Raw genomic sequence first — 18,123 nt, 5'->3', positions numbered from 1 at the left:
TGCCGGCAGCGCCATGGCGGCCGCCCTGCAGTCCACGGACCGGTTGGCTCCTGACGAACTCTCTGCCTGGCTCCGGCTGCTGCTGACGCCCGGAGTGGGCCGCACCACGGCCCGGCGTCTGTTGGCGGCCTGCGGTGGTGCGCAGGACATCTGGAGCGGCCCGCCGTCCGCCTGGCACGGACTGGTGACCGCCGCACAGGCCCATGCCCTGCAGACCGTGCCCCAGCGCCTGGACCAGCTTGTGGCGGCCACGGCGCAATGGCTGGACCAGCCCGCTTCCGGGCAGTTGCATGCCGTGCTTGCGCTGGGCCATCCCCAGTATCCGCAGGCGCTGCTGCAGACCGAAGATCCGCCGCTGCTGCTGCATGTGCAGGGCAGCGAGCGCTGCATGACAGGTTCTGGCCCCTGGTTCCCCTATCCACAGTCCCTGGCCATGGTCGGTAGCCGCGGGCCGACGGTCCAGGGCGCGGCCAACGCGCGTGCCATGGCGCAGGCGCTGGCCGAGGCCGGCCTGTGCATCGTCTCCGGACTGGCCCAAGGCGTGGATGGCGCGGCCCATGAAGGCGCGCTGCGCGCGGCGCCACGCCTGGGCGGACTGGCTGCTCCCGTCACCATTGCCGTCGTCGGCACGGGCCTGGACCAGGTCTACCCGCGGCGCCATGCCGCCCTGGCCCGCGAAGTGGCCAGCCACGGGCTGATCGTCAGCGAATATCCGCTGGGCACCGGCCCCATGGCCGCGCACTTTCCGCAGCGCAACCGCATCATCGCGGGCCTGTCCCAGGGCACGCTGGTGGTCGAGGCGGCCCTGCAGTCGGGCTCGCTGATCACGGCCAGGCTGGCCAGCGAACAGGGCCGCGAAGTCTTTGCCATTCCTGGCTCCATCCACGCGCCCCAGTCGCGCGGCTGCCATGCGCTGCTGCGCCAGGGCGCCAAGCTCGTGGAAACGGCGCAGGACGTGCTCGATGAGCTGCAGGGCACGGCCGCGCGCCTGCCGCTTCCCAAGCCTGTACCGGCAGCGGCAGCTGTCCAGTCCGCCCAGGACCCTGAGAGCGACGCCACCCTGTGCGCCCTGGCCCACGACCCGCTGTCGCTGGACGAACTCATGGACCGCACAGGCATGGACGCCGCAGCCCTGCAGGCCCGCCTGCTGGAGCTGGAACTGGACGGCCGCGTGGAACGCCTGCCCGGCGGCCTGTTCCAGCGCCTGGCCCAGGCCTGATCTCAAAAACTGGCGCGTCCCCAAGCGGGAGATGCCGAGCAAGAGCCGCCTCGCGGTGGGGCGCCTAGCCGAGGGCATCGTCCCCCTCCCCCGCGAAGCGGGTAGAGAGGCGCCGTGCCCCGGGGGAAGGCGCGTAGCGCCTCAGTGGGAGCTTAGCCTTTCAGGGTTCGCCTGAATCTTCTGCAGCGCATCCCGCGTCGCGCGCACGGTGAGCGCCTCCTCATCATGCACGGCCAGCAGGCCGGACTGCAGGTAGGAGGCCATGCGCCGCAGCTGCAGCAGGTGGCAGGTGCCATCGAGCGCGGCGAACAGGTGCAGTTGCTTGCGGCGGCTGCGCCAGGTGTATTGCACCTGGATGCGCGCGCCGTTGTGGTCCAGGGTGAACCAGCGGCCCGTCTCCAGAGAGGCCGCCCATTCCAGCATCACCGGCTCCACGGCCGTGTTCGTGCTCGGGATGACGTTGAGGCCGGCCGTGTCCACGCCCAGGATCATCTCGATGTTCTCGGGCGACAGCGGCATGTCCTCGTCGAGCATGCCGTCTTCATTGATGTACTGCTCCAGATGGGCCAGCCGCTGCGCCATGGCCTCGATGCGGGCCGGGGCGATGGTCGCGGTCTTGGAGACAAAGGCCTCGGCCAGCGTGTCGGTGACCAGCTTGATGCGCGTGGACTGGGCGTCGCCCGTGACACCGATCAGGGCCAGTCCTTCGCGCAGGGTCTGCAAAAGCGTCGGCAGCGTCTGGATCACGCGCGAGCGTTCCTGGCGCGTGGGCTTGGCGCTGGCGGCCCAGACCAGTTCGCTGGCGGCCTGCTTGAAGCGCATGGTGCGCGCGTCCTTGGCACCGTGGCGCACGGCGGCCAGGGCCAGCACCTCGGTCCAGGTCTTGAACAGGAACTCGCGGATCTCCTTGCGCACCGGCATGTCGGTGAGCAGGTGGCGCAGCTCGATCGTGTATTGGATGGCCAGGGTTTCCTTTTGCTCCACCTGCTGGGCCACGGTGACGATCTTGGCCTTGTCCTGCGACTGGGTCAGGTAGCGCGCCAGGAAATCCTCGAACTCGCGCAGCACCAGCACGAACACTTTCTGGCCCGTTTCGGGGTATTGCTCGATGACCTGGACGATGCGCCGGATCTCGGACTCCAGCGCGCTGCCGCTGATGCTGGAGGCGTCGAATCCCATCACGCAGGAGCCCAGGCGGTCGATCAGCAGCCGGGCCGGATGGCGCAGGTTGCTGAAGAATTCCGGCTCGGCCAGTGCCACGCGCAGCACCGGCACCTGCAGCCGGGCAAACCAGACCCGCACCGAGGGCGGAATGCGGTCCTCGGTCAGGATGGCCTGGAACATCAGGGCCACGATCTCGATGGTGGCCTTTTCGCCCGAGGTGGTGGCCTTGCGCTTGAGGTCGGCCGAACGTTCGCGCACCTGCCCGACCAGCTGGCCGATGGCAGCCGGGCTGACATCGATGTGCAGCGTGGTCAGGCCCTGGGCCAGCATCTGCTGGTACTGCGTCTGGGCCACCACGCGCTGCTCCAGCAAGGCCTGGGTCAGCGCGGCCGATGCGGGCGCCTGGGGCATGCCTGCGCCCACACCGGGCACCAGGCCCTGCACGCCCACGCCCGGCTGCATGAGCAGGCGGCGCAACTGGCCCACGACTTCCTGGGCGCGGTGGCGTGCGCGCGAAAGGGTTGTCAGGCCTACGGGCATGGCGGGCATCGCCGGCATCTGGCCATGGGGGGGCGCCGCAGTGTCGGGCGGGTAGGCGGCAGCGCCGGGCACGCCGCCCATCTGCGTGGGCGCATAGGCCGAGGAATGCTGTGATGCAGTGGCATGCTGCGAGGCCGCAGCAGGTGGCGCGGCGGTCTGGCCCAGGCCCATGGCGCGCGTGGAGTTGCCTGCCTCGGTGCGCCGCACGCGCATGGCCACGTCCTGCGAGCGGGTGACGCCCTGGCCGTCCAGCAGCACATGGGCGGCCTGGTACTCGGTCACCAGCACGGGCGCCAGGGCCGTCTGCAGCAGGTCCAGCACGCGCTGCAGATCACGGCGCTGCAGGCCCGTGGCCAGCCATTGCTCGACCAGGTGCCGGCACACGGTTTCGGTACGCAGGATGTCGTCCGAGGGCAGCTCGCGGCCCTCGATGAACTGCATGCGCAGACGCAGCGTGTCGAAGGCCGGCGCTGCGGTCTCTCCCATGGCCAGGGCCATGCGGGAGGCCAGGATCTTGTTCTCCACCACATCGTCGCTGAGCAACTCGAACTGCAGCGCGCCGCGCTGCGGCACGGCGGCAGGCGCGGCTTTGGCCGGCTGCAGCGCGCCTTGCAGGGCCTGCATGCTGGCGTTCAGCCAGGCGCTCTGGTGCTGGCGGTAGTTGCCCCAGGCTTCACGCCGCTCCTGCATTTCGCGCTGCGTGCCCACGGCCTGGGCCTGTTGCTCCATCTGCGCCAGCAGCTGCTGGGCCACGCCGGGCAGGCCCTTGCACAGTCCTCGCACCCAATGCAAACGCGCCTGCTGGCCCAGGGAGGACTGGGGGCCAGCAGGCGCGTTGGAAGGGGTGGGCAGGGAGGGCATGCCCGCGAGTGTAAGCCGGTCTGGAGCTAGAACATTCGCTTACACAGTGGCGCCGGCGTTGGGATCGTTGGGGTCCGTGGAAGCCTTGGGCGCCTTGATCAGATCCTCGCGCTTGACGCCCAGCCACATGGCGATGGCGGCGGCCACGAAGACCGAGGAATAGATGCCGAACAGGATGCCGATGGTCAGCGCCAGCGCGAAGTAGTGCAGGCTGGGACCGCCGAAGAAGAACATGGACAGCACCATGGCCTCGGTGGAGGCGTGGGTGATGATGGTGCGGCTCATGGTGCTGGTGATGGCGTGGTCGATCACCTCGGTGGTGCTGAGCTTGCGGAACTTGCGGAAGGCTTCGCGGATACGGTCGAAGATCACGACCGACTCGTTGACCGAGTAGCCCAGCACGGCCAGCACGCCGGCCAGCACCGACAGCGAGAACTCCCATTGGAAGAACGCGAAGAAGCCCAGGATGATGATCACGTCGTGCAGGTTGGCGATCACGGCGGCCACGCCGAACTTCCACTCGAAGCGCATGGCCAGGTAGATCACGATGCCCAGCACCACGAAGCCCAGGGCCATCAGACCGTTGTGCATGAGCTCGTCACCCACCTGCGGGCCCACGAACTCGGTGCGGCGCAGCGTGACTTCGGCGTCTTCCTTCTTGAGTGCCGTGAGTACTTGCTCGCTTTGCTGGGCCGAGGTCACGTCCTTTTGCACGGGCAGGCGGATCATCACGTCGCGCGATGTGCCGAAGTTCTGCACCGTGACATCGGCGTAGCCGAGGCCGGCGACCGTGTCGCGCACCTTGGCGATGTTGGCGGGCTGGGTATAGGCCACCTCCATCACGGTGCCGCCCGTGAATTCCACGGACAGGTGCAGGCCGCGGGTGAGCAGGAAGAACACGGCCAGCGCGAAGGTGATGAAGGACACCGCGTTGAGGATCAACGCGTACTTCATGAAGGGGATGTCTTTGCGGATGCGGAAGAACTCCATGGTCTTCCCCCTTTCAGTTGTTGGCGCCGGAATCGGCGACGCTGGATCCCTTGGCCGTCACCGAGCGCAGCTGGCTGGTGTCTTCAGGCTTCCAGACCTGGCCGATGGAAATGCTCTTGAGCTTCTTGCGGCGGCCGTACCAGAGGTTGACCAGGCCGCGCGAGAAGAACACGGCCGAGAACATGCTGGTCAGGATGCCGATGCAGTGCACCACGGCGAAACCGCGCACCGGGCCGGAGCCGAAGGCCAGCAGCGCCAGGCCCGCGATCAGCGTGGTCACGTTCGAGTCCAGGATGGTGTGCCAGGCGTTCTCGTAGCCCGCATGGATGGCCGCCTGCGGCGAGGCGCCGCCGCGCAGTTCCTCGCGGATGCGCTCGTTGATCAGCACGTTGGAGTCGATGGCCACGCCCAGCGCCAGCGCCATGGCGGCGATGCCGGGCAGGGTCAGCGTGGCCTGCAGCATGGACAGGATGGCCAGCAGCAGCAGCACGTTGACCGACAGGGCCACCGTGGAGATCACGCCGAACAGCAGGTAGTACACGCACATGAAGGCCGCGATGGCCACCAGGCCCCAGACCACGGAGTGGATGCCGCGGTTGATGTTGTCGGCGCCCAGGCTGGGGCCGATGGTGTATTCCTCGATGATCTCCATGGGCGCGGCCAGCGAGCCGGCGCGCAGCAGCAGGGCCGTGTCGTTGGCTTCCGCCGTGGTCATGCGGCCCGAGATCTGCACGCGTCCGCCGCCGATCTCGGTGCGGATCACGGGAGCCGTCACGACCTCGCCCTTGCCCTTTTCGAACAGGATGATGGCCATGCGCTTGCCCACGTTCTCGCGCGTGATGTCCTTGAAGATGCGTGCGCCCTTGGCATCCAGCACCAGGTTGACCGTGGGCTCCTGGGTCTGGCTGTCGAAGCCGGGCTGTGCGTCGGTGAGGTTCTCGCCGGTCAGCACGACCTGCTTTTGCACGATCACGGCCTGAGCGTTGCGGTCCAGGTATCGCTCGGAGCCGAAGGGCACGGGGCCCGAACCCAGTTCGGCGCCGCGCGCCTCGGAGGATTCGTCGACCAGGCGCACTTCCAGCGTGGCCGTGCGACCCAGGATGTCCTTGGCCTTGGCCGTGTCCTGCACGCCGGGCAGTTGCACGATGATGCGGTCCAGGCCCTGCTGCTGGATCACGGGCTCGGCCACGCCCAGCTCGTTGATACGGTTGTGCAGGGTGACGATGTTCTGCTTGAGCGCCTGCTCCTGCACCTTGCGCAGGGCTTCGGGCTTGATGGAGGCCAGCAGCTTGAAGCCTGCGCCATCCGGCTCGGAGGTGGCCGCCAGATCGGGGAACTGGTCGGAGACCAGGTTGCGCGCGGCCGTGAGCATGGCTTCGTCGCGCACGCGGATCTCGACGGTGTTGCCGTTGCGCGAGACGCCGCCGTGGCGGATGTTCTTGTCGCGCAGCGAGCTGCGCAGGTCGCCGGCAAAGGAGTCGGCCTTCTTGGTCAGGGCGGCAGCCATGTCCACCTGCAGCATGAAGTGCACGCCACCGCGCAGATCCAGCCCCAGGTACATGGGCTTGGCGCCGACGGCCGTGAGCCATTGCGGCGAGCGCGACACCAGGTTCAGGGCCACGATGTAGGCCGGGTCGTTGGCATCGGGGATCAGGGCCTTCTGGATCACGTCCTTGGCCTTGAGCTGCTCGTCGGGCGTGTTGAAGCGCGCGCGCACCGAGGTGCCTTCGATGGACAGGACGTCGGGCTTGACATCGGCAGCCTTCAAGGCCTCTTCGACTTTCTGCAGCACGGCGTTGTCCACCTTGATGGTGGCCTTGGCCGAGGAGACCTGCACCGCAGGCGCCTCACCGAAAAAATTGGGCAGGGTGTAGAGCACCCCTACCAGCAGCGCGATCACGATGATCGCGTACTTCCAGACCGGATATCGGTTCATGATCGCGCTCTTCGCTCTTTGTAGACAGCAACGCACAAAAGGGTGTGCTGCCGCCTGCGCGGTCCGCACACCCGCAAGACAGGGACAGCGCTTACTTCAGCGTGTCCTTGGGCAGCACCTGGACGACGGCGCTGCGCTGGATCTGGACTTCCACACCCGAGGCGATCTCGATGTGCAGGAATTGCTCGGACATGCGCGTCACGCGGCCGATGATGCCGCCGGCCGTTGCCACTTCGTCACCCTTGGCCAGTGCCTCGATCATGGAGCGATGCTCCTTCTGGCGCTTCATCTGCGGACGGATCATCACGAAGTACAGCACCACGAACATCAGCGCCAGAGGCGCCATGCCCATCAACTGCGACATGAAGTCGCCACCGGAGGCTGCTGCTGCGGGTGCGGTCTGGGCAAAAGCGGAAGAAATAAACACGGGCAAGACTCCAGGATTGGAAGGTCGAAAAAGGGTCGCTGCGCACGCCGATATGCACGGGCCCGCGCAGGAGAACGGAGCATTGTATGCGTCAGCCCTGACCCACATGGGCTGCCAGGATCTGGCTGCTGCGGGTTTTTCGGCGACGATGGCTGCAACTGGCGGCCATCTGCCGTTTTTAAAGGGGCGGAGCGCGGTTTTTCGTGGTTTTTGCGCCCGGCGTGACGGCACTTGAAGCGGCCCCGGAGGCAACCGCGCCGCCCGCACCTCACGGTACGGGCGGCGGCCGCGATCTTACAGGACGCCCCTGTGGCGGGGCTGTCCGTGTGGTTTCAGGCCACGCCGACTGCGGGCTGTCCCGTGCTGCCTGCGCCCCGTGACGGGGCGTTCCAGCGTGCCATCAGCGCCTTCCACTTGGTGCGGGCCGCAGCCAGGTTGCGCTCCTTGACGTGGCCGTAGCCGCGGATGTCCTCGGGAATGCTGGCGATCTCCACGGCCAGCGCCAGGCGCTCGGGCGTGAGCTCGGACAGCAGTCCTTCTATGCACTGGCGGTATTCCTGGATCAGTGCGCGCTCGGTGCGGCGCTCCTGCGTGCGGCCGAAGGGGTCCAGCGCCGTGCCGCGCAGGCCCTTCATCTTCGCCAGCACCTGCATGGCCTTGCGCATCCAGGGACCGTAGGACTTCTTGACCAGATGGCCCTGCTCATCCTTGGCGGCCGACGACGGCGGCGCCAGGTGGTGGACCACGCGGTAGTCGCCCTCGAACATGCTGGCGATGCGCTGGCTGAAGGCCGCATCGGTGTGCAGGCGCGCGACCTCGTACTCATCCTTGTAGGCCATGAGTTTGAACAGATAGCGGGCCACGGCTTGCGACAGGCGCGTGCCCGAGCCCGCCACGGCGCGCTCGGCGGCATGGACCTTGTCCACGAAGGCCTGGTACTCGGCCGCATAGGCGGCGTTCTGGTAGGCCGTGAGGAAGTCCACGCGCTTGGCCACCATCTCGGTCAGCGAAGGCTTCTTGACGAACTGGATCACCTGGGCCGTCTGGAACAGGGCGCGCACGGCAGCCAGGTCATGGGCGCAGCGGCGGCCCCACTCGAAGGCGGCCTTGTTGTTGTCGGCCTGCACGCCGTTGAGTTCGATGGCGCGCATCAGCGCCGCATGCGACAGCGGCACGCGGCCCGTTTGCCAGGCGTAGCCCAGGATCAGCGGGTTGGTGTAGATGCTGTCGCCCAGCAGCTGCACGGCCACCTGCTCGGCGTCGAAGCTGCCCAGCAGCTCGGGGCCCACGGCCTGGGCCAGTGCGCTGGCGCAGCGGTCGTCCGGTGCCTGCCAGTCAGGGTTGGTGACGAAGGCTGCCGTGGGCGAGCCGTGGCTGTTGAGCGCCACGAAGGTGCGGCCCGGCTGCATCACGGACATGGTGGTCGGCGTGGCCGTGACGATGGGGTCGCAGCCGATCACCAGGTCGGCCTTGGCCATGTCCACCTTGGTGGTGTAGATGGCCTCGGGACGGTTGGCGATCTGGATGTGGCTCCAGGTGGAGCCGCCCTTTTGCGCCAGGCCGGCCGCGTCCTGGGTGATCACGCCCTTGCCCTCCAGGTGGGCCGCCATGCCCAGCAGCGAGCCGATGGTGATCACGCCCGTGCCGCCGACGCCGGCCACGACGATGCCCCAGGCCTGCTCGGCCACCGGCAGCACGGGCTCCGGGATGGCGGGCAGCACGGACAGGTCGCCCTTTTTCTCCTTCTTGGGCTTCTTGAGCTGGCCGCCTTCGATGGTGACGAAGCTGGGGCAAAAGCCCTTCACGCAGGAGTAGTCCTTGTTGCAGGTGTTCTGGTTGATGCGGCGCTTGCGGCCGAACTCGGTCTCCACCGGCTCGACCGACAGGCAGTTGGACTGCACCGAGCAGTCGCCGCAGCCTTCGCAGACCAATTCGTTGATCACCACGGTCTTGTCGGGCGTGGCCAGCGTGCCGCGTTTACGGCGGCGGCGCTTTTCGGTGGCGCAGGTCTGGTCGTAGATGATGGCCGTGCAGCCCTTGAGGGTGCGGAACTCGCGCTGGATGCGGTCCAGTTCGTCGCGGTGGTGCACGGTCACGCCCTCGGCCAGCGGCACGCCGTCGTACTTGGCGGGTTCGTCGGTGACGATGACCAGTTTGGCCACGCCCTCGGACTTGAGGCTGTTCATGATCTGCAGCACCGAGTGGCCCTCGGGCCGCTCGCCCACGCGCTGGCCGCCCGTCATGGCCACGGCGTCGTTGTACAGCAGCTTGTAGGTGATGTTCACGCCGGCCGCGATGCTCTGGCGTATCGCCAGCAGGCCGCTGTGGAAGTAGGTGCCGTCGCCCAGGTTGGCGAAGACATGGGCGTCCTTGGTGAAGGGCGCCTGGCCCACCCAGGTCACGCCCTCGCCACCCATCTGCGTGAAGGTGCTGGTGGAGCGGTCCATCCACACCGTCATGTAGTGGCAGCCGATGCCGGCCACGGCGCGGCTGCCCTCGGGCACGCGGGTGCTGGTGTTGTGCGGACAGCCGCTGCAAAACCATGGCACGCGGTCGCCCGTGGGCTGGCTCTGGGCGACCTTGAGCGCGGCCTCGCGGGCGTCCAGCACGGCAATGCGCTCGTGCATGCGCTGGGCGATGTGTTCGGGCACGCCGATCTTGGTCAGGCGCTGGACGATGGCGCGCGCGATGAGGGCCGGCGTCAGGTCCGCATTGGGGCGCAGCAGCCAGTCCTGGCTGGGATTGGGCACCGACCATTCGCCGCCGTGCTCATCGCTGAACTTGCCGACCACGTTGGGCCGCACGTCGGAGCGCCAGTTGTACAGCTCTTCCTTGATCTGGTATTCGATGACCTGGCGCTTTTCCTCCACCACCAGGATTTCCTGCAGGCCGCGCGCGAAGTCGCGCGTGATGGTGGCCTCCAGCGGCCAGACCACGTTGACCTTGTGCACGCGTATGCCCAGCTGGCGGCAGGTGTCGTCGTCCAGGCCCAGGTCGGCCAGGGCCTGGCGCATGTCGTTGTAGGCCTTTCCGCTGGCGATCAGGCCGAAGCGGTCGTTGGGGCCCTCGATCACGTTGTGGTTGAGCCGGTTGGCGCGCACATAGGCCAGGGCCGCATACCACTTGTAGTTCATCAGCCGCTGCTCCTGCTCCAGCGGCGCATCGGGCCAGCGGATGTGCAGGCCGCCGGGCGGCATCTGGAAGTCCTCGGGCAGGATGATGTTCACGCGGTCTGGCTCCACCGACACGCTGGCCGAGGACTCGACCACCTCCTGGATGGTCTTCATGCCCGACCACAGGCCCGAGAAGCGGCTCATGGCAAAGGCATGCAGGCCCATGTCCAGGATGTCCTGCACATTGCTGGGAAAGAACACCGGCGTGCCGCAGGCCTTGAAGATGTGGTCGCTCTGGTGGGCGGCCGTGCTGCTCTTGCTGATGTGGTCGTCGCCGGCCAGCGCGATCACGCCGCCGTGCCGGGCGGTGCCCGCCATGTTGGCGTGCTTGAACACGTCGGAGCAGCGGTCCACGCCCGGGCCCTTGCCGTACCACAGGCCGAAGACGCCGTCGAACTTCTTGGTCTCGGGATAGAGATCCAGCTGCTGCGTGCCCCAGACGGCCGTGGCGCCCAGCTCTTCATTGACGCCGGGCTGGAAGACGATGTTGTTGGATTCGAGGTGCTTTTTCGCGGCCCATAGCGCCTGGTCATAGCCGCCCAGCGGGGAGCCCCGGTAGCCGCTGATGAAGCCTGCGGTGTTCAGGCCCGCTGCAGCGTCGCGCTGGCGCTGCAGCATGGGCAGGCGCACAAGGGCCTGGACTCCGCTCATGAATGCACGGCCGTGCTGCAGAGCGTATTTGTCGTCGAGGGTGACCGTCTCCAGGGCGCGGCGCACGTCTTCGGGCAGTGGGGCATTCATGGCTTGTCTCCATCGATGGTCGGTGCCCTGTCATGTCCTGCCCGGAACGGGAAAGAGGCATGCACGGCACTCGTTGTCTGAACCAAATCGCCTTTTTTCAGTGTATTCGTGCTCGTCTGATAGGTCTTTGCTTTCTTTGCGCTGTTTCAAGTATCCTGAGCAAGGATCTTTCTTGAAAACGGTGTTTTGTGCAAACTTTGGACAAATTCGACATTGCCATCCTCGGCCACCTGCAGGCCGACGCACGCTTGACCAATGCCGAGCTGGCCCAGCGCGTGGGCCTGTCGGCCGCGCCCTGCTGGCGCCGTGTGCGGGCGCTGGAAGAAGCGGGCTTCATCCGCGGCTACCACGCCGACATCGACCGCCACAAGATCGGCCTGGGCGTGCTGGCCTTCGTGCGGCTGGACGCCGTGCGCACGGCCGGCACGCTGACGCTGGAGATGGAGGACGCCATCCGCAAGCTGCCCGAGGTGGTCACCTGCCACTACATCAGCGGCACCGGCACCTTCGAGCTGCAGGTGGTGGCGCGCGACCTGGACAGCTTTGCGCAGTTCGCGCGCAACACGCTGCTGAACCTGCCCAACGTGAAGGACATGCAGACCAGTTTCTCGCTGGGCGAGATCAAGTCCAGCCATGCGCTGCCGCTGTCCCAGCTGGGACCCATGGCGGGCCAGGGACTGCCGGGCCAGTAGCCGCAGGCCGGCGGACTGGCCTATGAAGGTCGCGCCGAAGCGACAGTGTGCTCCTGTAACAGGAGCGAAAAACGGTTGTCGTACAAGGCGGTGGTCGTGGTTATTAGTAAGGCAACCATTTCTGGCGCCACCCTGCGTTTGGCCCGAGAATCGGGACACATGGCCGCAGAACAATCAACACCAGACCCCGCCCAGCCACCCGCCTCAGAAACCGAGCCTTCCACCCAGCCCCCGGCCGAGCCCTCGGGCGCGGGGGCGCCGGGCACCCTGCTCGAGGACCCGTCCGGCATGGCCGCTGCCGACAGGGCGGCCGCCGAGGCCGAAGGCCAGAAGACGGCCCAGGCCCAGCAGGGCGTCTGGGCGCCGCTGTCCGGCCCCACCTTCCGCATGCTGTGGCTGATCTGGATGGCGGCCAACACCTGCATGTGGATGAACGATGTGGCGGCGGCCTGGCTCATGACCTCGCTGACCACCTCGCCCGTGCTCGTGGCCCTGGTGCAATCGGCCTCCACGCTGCCCGTCTTCCTGCTGGGCCTGCCCAGCGGTGCGCTGGCCGACATCCTGGACCGGCGCCGCTACTTCATCGTCACCCAGTTCTGGGTGGCGGCCGTGGCTCTGGTGCTGTGCCTGTTCGTGCTCTCGGGCCGGATGACGGCGCACTGGCTGCTGGTGCTGACCTTTGCCAACGGCATCGGCCTGGCCATGCGCTGGCCCGTGTTCTCGGCATTGATTCCCGAACTCGTGCCCAAGCACCACCTGCCCTCGGCCATGGCGCTGAACGCGGTGGCCATGAACGCCTCGCGCATCATCGGACCCCTGGTGGCGGGCGCCATCATCGCCAGCCTGGGCAGTGCCTGGGTGTTCGTGCTGAACGCCGTGCTGTCCGTCATCTCGGGCATCGTGCTGATCCGCTGGAAGCGCCGCCACGTGGCCAACCCGCTGGGCCGCGAGCGCCTGCCCTCGGCCATGCGCGTGGGCCTGCAGTTCGTGCGCGAGTCGCCGCGCATGCATGCGGTGCTGGCGCGCACGGTGTGTTTCTTCCTGCAGTGCACGGCGGTGATGGCCCTGCTGCCCCTGGTGGCCCAGCGCCTGCACGGCCCGACCGAAGGCGGGGGCGGCGCTGAGACCTTCACGCTGCTGCTGGCCTCCATGGGGGCGGGCGCCATCGTGGGCGCCATGTTCCTGCCGCGCCTGCGCCAGGCCATGTCCAAGGAAAGGCTGATCCGGTCGGGCTCTGCCGTGCATGCGCTGGCCACGCTGGCCGTGGCCCTGTCGCCCAATGTCTACATGGCGGTGCCGGCCATGATGCTGGCCGGCATGGCGCTGATCTCCACGGCCAACGTGCTGGGCGTTTCGGCCCAGATGGCCCTGCCCAACTGGGTGCGGGCGCGCGGCATGTCCATCTACCAGATGTCCATCATGGGCGGCACGGCGGCAGGCGCCGCGCTCTGGGGACAGGTGGCCAGCATGGTGGGCGTGCGCGGCAGCCTCATGGTGGCCGCCGCCAGCGGCGTGGCCTGCATGCTGCTGGTGCAGCGCCTGGTGCGCGACCGCCAGATCGAGGAGGACCTGAGCCCCTCCAAGGCCTTCCAGCGCCCCGAGGTCAACATCCCCGAAGCCGGCCGCGTGGTCGTCACCATCGAGTACCAGATCGACCCCACCCAGGCCGAGGCCTTCCGCGCCCTCATGCAGGAAAGCCGCCGCAGCCGCATGCGCCAGGGCGCGCTGGGCTGGAGCCTGCTGCACAGCATGAGCCACCCGGAGCGCTACGTGGAGCAGATCATCGACGAGTCATGGACCGAGCACCTTCGCCGCTTCGACCGCGTCACCGCCGCCGACGTGGCGCTGCGCGACCGCAAGCTGGCGTATCACAAGGGCAAGGAACCGCCGCGCGTCACGAGGTACTTCGATACCCCCTGAGGCGCTGCGCGCCTTCCCCCAGAGGGGGACGGCGCCCTCGCAGCGAGGCGGCTCTTGCTCGGCGCCCCTGGCGTTGGGCCGCGCCAGAGCGAGGGACAGTGGATAGAGGTGTGTCTGCGCTGGTCTTGTGCCATGCGGGGCGAGCCTTGGCGCAAAGGATAAAACCGGCGCACCCCAAAGCGGGAGGAAGCGGCGTAGCCGCTCAGGGGGTCACCTCAAGTGCGGTGCCTGGCTCGCCAGGGCGCGCGGCCAGAAGGCCCACAGGCGCAGGTTCTGCTTGATGCGGCCTGCCAGGTCGCCGGCTTCGGGGCCCCAGCCCATGAAGTAGTCGGCGCGCACGGCGCCGACGATGGCGCTGCCCGTGTCCTGGGCGAAGACCAGGCGGTTCAGCGCCACGGTGGGCCCGGATGTGGACAGCCAGACCGGTGTGCCGTAGGGGATGCTCTGCTTGTCCACGGCGATGGAGCGGCCTGGCGTCAGGGCCACGCCCTGGGCGCCCTTGGGGCCGAACTGCAGGTCCAGGCCTTCCAGCGGCTCCTCACGGAAGAAGACGTAGCGCGGGTTGCTCCACAGCATTTCATTGACGCGGCCGGGGTTGGCGGCCACCCAGGCGCTGATGCCGGGCCAGGTGGCGTCGCGCACCAGTCCCTGGTCCAGCAGCCAGCGGCCCACGCTCTTGTAGGGCTGGTCATTGGTGCCCGCAAAGGCGACGCGGATCGTGCGTTGCGCGCCCGTGGGCTCGGTGATGTTCAGGCGCCCCGATCCCTGGATGTGCAGCACCATCGCATCGACCGGGTCGCGCAGCCAGGCGATGGCGCGGCCTGCCAGGGCCGCCTGGGCCTCTGGCAGGGTCTCGATCTGCTGGCGCGAGAACCAGGGCTTGCGGCTGCCGAAGCCGGCGCCGGCCGGCGTCTTGTACAGGGGCACGTTGAATCCGTCGCCGGGCAGGCGCCGCGCCTCGAAAAGCGGCTCGTAGTAGGCGGTCAGCATGCCGTCCGGGCCGCCGCCCAGCGCCTCGATGCGGTAGGGTTGCAGATTGGCCATGAGCCAGGCGCGCTGCTCGTCGCCCGTGGCGATGCTCAGCTGGCGCACATCGCGGCACAGGCCTGCGAAGACCGAACTGGGTCGTTCGCAGTTCTTGAGCCACGCATTCCAGGCTTCGTGCAGCGCGTCCTCCTGCAGGCCGGGCAATTCGCTCCAGTCGGCCGCGATCCAGCGGCTCTTGGTGGGCGTGTTGGTGACCAGCGGGGGCCTGGGCGTGACGGCGGGAGAGCCGCCCGGCTGCAGATCGGGTACGGGCGAGGGGTCGTAGACCGGCTTGGTGGTGGTCGTGCAGGCGACCAGCGTCCCTACAATCAGCGCCATCGCGGCATGGCGCAGGAGGTGGAAATTCATGGGGTTGATTTTGCTCGAAGCACTGCTGGCCTTGGTGATTCTGGTCGCTATTGTGTGGTGGACCATGTTCTCCGGACGCCGCAAGGGCGAGTTGCCCGTGGACACGCCACGGGATTCGCATCCGTCTCCAGACAAACCCTCTCCCGGGCAGGATCGCAGCGGCCCGTGACGGCCGTGGAGGCGGCCTCGCGGAGCGGGCGCCGTCCTACGGGTATGCCCTGCCCGCACTGATAGGCTGTGCGCAGCCTGCTTTCCATAATGGGGACCCTGGCGCTACCGCACGGTGCGTTCCCAAGATTCAAAAGGAGTTTCCAATGCGCAAGCACATCGTTCTGGCCGCCGCAACGGCGGCCGCACTGTTCATCTCCGGCTGCGCGAACATGAGCGACACCCAGCGCCGCACGGCCACGGGCGCTGGCGTGGGCGCTGCAGCTGGCGCCGTGCTGGGCGCCGTCACCGGCGGCAGGGCCGGCACGGGTGCCGTGATCGGCGCTGGCGTGGGCGCACTGGGCACCTACATCTGGTCGCAGAACATGGAAAAGCAAAAGCGCGAGATGGAGCAGGCCACCCAGGGTACGGGCGTGAACGTGAGCCAGACGGCCGACAACCAGCTCAAGCTCGACATTCCCAGCGACATCTCGTTCGATACCAACCGTTCCGACATCAAGGGCAACTTCGCTCCCATCCTGGACCGCTTCGCCGAGGGCCTGCGCAACAACCCCAATGCCGAGGTGCGCATCATCGGCCACACGGACAGCACTGGCTCTGACGCCATCAACAATCCGCTTTCGCTCGACCGCGCCAACAGCACGCGCAACTACCTGACCATGCGAGGCGTCTCGGGCGCCCGCATCGCCACCGAAGGCCGTGGCTCGCACCAGCCCGTGGCTTCCAACGACTCGGCCAGCGGCCGTGCCATGAACCGCCGCGTGGAGATCTTCGTGGGCGAGATCCCGCAGCAGCACCAGCAGCCTCAGTATCAACAGCAGCCGCAGTACCAGCAGCCTCAATACCAGCCCCAGTACCAGCAGCCCCGCTGACCCGGGCTCTGTGCCAGATGCAACGCCCCGCAACGCGGGGCGTTTTTGCGTGGGCGGGCACCGGCATTGCCCTATGCTGGCTCCCATCCATCAATGGGGAGTCGTATGAGTGAAGCAAGCACAGCGGGCGCGGCCGACGTGGTCAGCCCGCTCGACAAGGGCCTGGGCGCGCTGTCCGCCCCCTGCGCGCCGCGGGACGCTGCCGCGCAGGGCTGGAATCTGCTGCGGGAAGACTTGAGTTTGCCTGTGGCCGTGCTGTCGCAGTCGCGCCTGTCGCACAACCTGGCCTGGATGCAGCGCTTTGTGGATGCCTACGGCGCCCAGCTCGCGCCCCACGGAAAGACGACCATGGCGCCCCGCCTGTTCCGCCAGCAGATCGACGCGGGCGCCTGGGGCATCACGCTGGCCACCGCTCAGCAGACGTGCGTGGCCCATGCCCATGGCGTGCACCGCGTGCTCATGGCCAACCAGTTGATCGGCCGGCGCAACATGGCGGCCGTGGCCGAGCTGCTGGCCGATCCCGGCTTCGAGTTCTTCTGCCTGGTCGATTGTGCCGAGCAGGTCGAGCAGCTGGCCGCCTTTTTTGGCGCAGCGGGCCGGTCCGTGCAGGTGCTGATCGAACTGGGCCCGCCCGGCGGGCGCACGGGCGTTCGCTCCGATGCGCAGATGCAGCCGCTGCTGGACGCGCTGGCCCGGGCCGGTGCCGGCGTGCGACTGGCCGGGATCGAGGTCTACGAGGGCGTGCTCAAGGAAGAAGAACCCATCCGCACCCTGCTGCGGCGCGCCGTGGACTGGCTCCAGCGGCTGGCGGGCGAGGGCCGGCTGCAGCGCAGCCCGGCCGTGCTCACTGGCGCCGGCTCGGCCTGGTATGACGTGGTGGCCCAGGAGTTCGGCAAGGCCGACATCGGCGGTCCGCTGGATCTGGTGCTGCGCCCGGGCTGCTATCTCACGCATGACGCGGGCATCTACCAGGCAGCGCAGCGGCGCATCGACCAGACCAATCCCGTGGCGCAGCAGATGCGTGCCAGCCTGCAGCCTGCGCTGCAGGTCTGGGCCTATGTGCAGTCGCTGCCCGAGCCCGGCCGCGCCATCGTGGCGCTGGGCAAGCGCGATACCGCCTTCGAGGCTGTGCCTCCCCGGCCCGCGCTGCGCTACCGCCCCGGCGATGCCGCGCCCGTGGCGGCGCCACCGCATTGGGAGGTCACGGCCATGATGGACCAGCATGCTTTCCTGAAGGTGGCCGAGGACGATGGCCTGCGCATAGGCGACATGCTGGCCTTCGACATCTCCCACCCCTGCCTGACCTTTGACAAATGGCGGCAGTTGGCCGTCGTCAATGACCGCTATGACGTGGTGGACGTGATCGCCACGTATTTCTGAAGGAGTCAGCCGTGCGTGCGCAGCAGGTTGGCCAGTTCAACGGCCGACTTGACCTGCATCTTGTCGAAGACGCGCGCGCGGTGGACCTCGACGGTGCGCACGCTGATGTCCAGCTGGTCGGCGATGAGCTTGTTGGGAATGCCCTCGACCACCAGGCGCATCACGTCACGCTCGCGCTCCGTCAGCTCGTTGAAGCGTGCACGCACGGCTTCGCGCGCACGGGTTTCGGCCTGGTGCTGGGCCGACAGTTCCAGCGCCTGTTCGATGCGGTCCACGAGGGCATTGTCCGAGAAAGGCTTCTCGCAGAAGTCGAAGGCGCCGCGCTTGACGGTGTCCACGGCCGTGGGCACGTCGGCATGGCCGGTCAGGAAGATCACGGGCATGCCTGCGATCTGGTTGCGTTCCAGCATGAGGTTGAACAGCGCCAGCCCGCTCATGCCGCCCATGCGCATGTCCAGCAGCAGGCAGCAGGGATTGCGTGGCGGTGGGCGCGACTGCAGCATGGCGTCGAAGGCCTCTGCGCTGTCATAGCATTCGCTGAGCAGGCGGCGCGAGCGCAGCAGCCAGGCGAGCGCTTCGCGGACATCGGTGTCGTCGTCGACGATGTAGACGGTGGCGTCGGGTACAGGTTCCATGGGCCTATTG

General features: G+C 67.8%; 13 protein-coding genes. 6 read left to right on the top strand and 7 right to left on the bottom strand.

All coding sequences use genetic code 11. The features are described 5' to 3' along the window. Positions 1-13: 13 nt before the first annotated feature. Positions 14-1,219 carry a DNA-processing protein DprA gene (gene dprA / locus G4D77_RS14750; RefSeq protein ID WP_154836160.1) on the top strand — a complete coding sequence of 402 codons (1,206 nt, stop codon included), beginning with the start codon at positions 14-16 and terminating at the stop codon, positions 1,217-1,219. A 141-nt stretch (positions 1,220-1,360) separates the two neighbouring features. On the opposite strand, the gene G4D77_RS14745 is transcribed toward dprA, so the two are convergent. The 5 genes from G4D77_RS14745 to G4D77_RS14725 form a co-directional block, all read right to left on the bottom strand. Next, positions 1,361-3,784, bottom strand: coding sequence for a DUF1631 family protein (locus G4D77_RS14745; RefSeq protein ID WP_154836158.1), 2,424 nt, complete (start codon positions 3,782-3,784; stop codon positions 1,361-1,363). Between the two features lie 39 nt (positions 3,785-3,823). After that, positions 3,824-4,774 carry a protein translocase subunit SecF gene (secF, locus tag G4D77_RS14740; protein WP_016449364.1) on the bottom strand — a complete coding sequence of 317 codons (951 nt, stop codon included), beginning with the start codon at positions 4,772-4,774 and terminating at the stop codon, positions 3,824-3,826. A gap of 13 nt (positions 4,775-4,787) precedes the next feature. Continuing rightward, the gene (gene secD / locus G4D77_RS14735; RefSeq protein WP_016454252.1) at positions 4,788-6,710 is read right to left on the bottom strand and encodes a protein translocase subunit SecD; all 1,923 of its coding nucleotides are present in this window, start codon (positions 6,708-6,710) and stop codon (positions 4,788-4,790) included. Between the two features lie 91 nt (positions 6,711-6,801). Continuing rightward, the gene (gene yajC / locus G4D77_RS14730; protein ID WP_016449366.1) at positions 6,802-7,137 is read right to left on the bottom strand and encodes a preprotein translocase subunit YajC; all 336 of its coding nucleotides are present in this window, start codon (positions 7,135-7,137) and stop codon (positions 6,802-6,804) included. A gap of 332 nt (positions 7,138-7,469) precedes the next feature. After that, a complete protein-coding gene (locus G4D77_RS14725) occupies positions 7,470-11,051 on the bottom strand; it encodes an indolepyruvate ferredoxin oxidoreductase family protein (protein WP_154836156.1) in 3,582 nt (1,193 codons plus the stop codon). Positions 11,052-11,239: 188 nt separating this feature from the next. Here G4D77_RS14725 and G4D77_RS14720 point away from each other — a divergent pair, with 188 nt between their 5' ends. Beyond that, on the top strand, positions 11,240-11,743 hold the full coding sequence (locus tag G4D77_RS14720; protein ID WP_016449368.1) for an Lrp/AsnC family transcriptional regulator: 504 nt from the start codon (positions 11,240-11,242) through the stop codon (positions 11,741-11,743). A gap of 159 nt (positions 11,744-11,902) precedes the next feature. Further along, a complete protein-coding gene (locus G4D77_RS14715) occupies positions 11,903-13,663 on the top strand; it encodes an MFS transporter (protein ID WP_374006324.1) in 1,761 nt (586 codons plus the stop codon). Positions 13,664-13,873: 210 nt separating this feature from the next. Here the strand turns inward: G4D77_RS14715 and mltA are convergent, their stop codons facing one another. After that, positions 13,874-15,058: a murein transglycosylase A gene (gene mltA / locus G4D77_RS14710; protein ID WP_017404060.1), complete on the bottom strand. Its 1,185-nt coding sequence runs from the start codon at positions 15,056-15,058 to the stop codon at positions 13,874-13,876. Between mltA and G4D77_RS14705 the strand changes: the two genes are divergently transcribed. The 3 genes from G4D77_RS14705 to G4D77_RS14695 all read left to right on the top strand — a co-directional run bounded on the left by G4D77_RS14705 (position 15,057) and on the right by G4D77_RS14695 (position 17,478). Further along, positions 15,057-15,227, top strand: coding sequence for a hypothetical protein (locus tag G4D77_RS14705; RefSeq protein WP_016449371.1), 171 nt, complete (start codon positions 15,057-15,059; stop codon positions 15,225-15,227). The genes mltA and G4D77_RS14705 overlap by 2 nt on opposite strands. A 145-nt stretch (positions 15,228-15,372) precedes the next feature. Continuing rightward, positions 15,373-16,098: a YiaD family glycine zipper/OmpA-like lipoprotein gene (locus G4D77_RS14700; protein WP_047328050.1), complete on the top strand. Its 726-nt coding sequence runs from the start codon at positions 15,373-15,375 to the stop codon at positions 16,096-16,098. Positions 16,099-16,203: 105 nt separating this feature from the next. Continuing rightward, complete coding sequence (locus G4D77_RS14695) at positions 16,204-17,478, top strand: amino acid deaminase (RefSeq protein ID WP_154836154.1); 1,275 nt, start codon at positions 16,204-16,206, stop codon at positions 17,476-17,478. 5 nt (positions 17,479-17,483) lie between these two features. On the opposite strand, the gene G4D77_RS14690 is transcribed toward G4D77_RS14695, so the two are convergent. Next, the gene (locus tag G4D77_RS14690) at positions 17,484-18,113 is read right to left on the bottom strand and encodes a response regulator transcription factor (RefSeq protein ID WP_012202778.1); all 630 of its coding nucleotides are present in this window, start codon (positions 18,111-18,113) and stop codon (positions 17,484-17,486) included. Positions 18,114-18,123: the final 10 nt, after the last annotated feature.

This window comes from Delftia sp. WY8 (genome assembly GCF_018437695.1).
Lineage (GTDB): Bacteria > Pseudomonadota > Gammaproteobacteria > Burkholderiales > Burkholderiaceae_C > Comamonas > Comamonas tsuruhatensis.
Note: the sequence above shows the minus strand (reverse complement) of the source record. Positions and strands in the feature narration are given on the sequence as shown.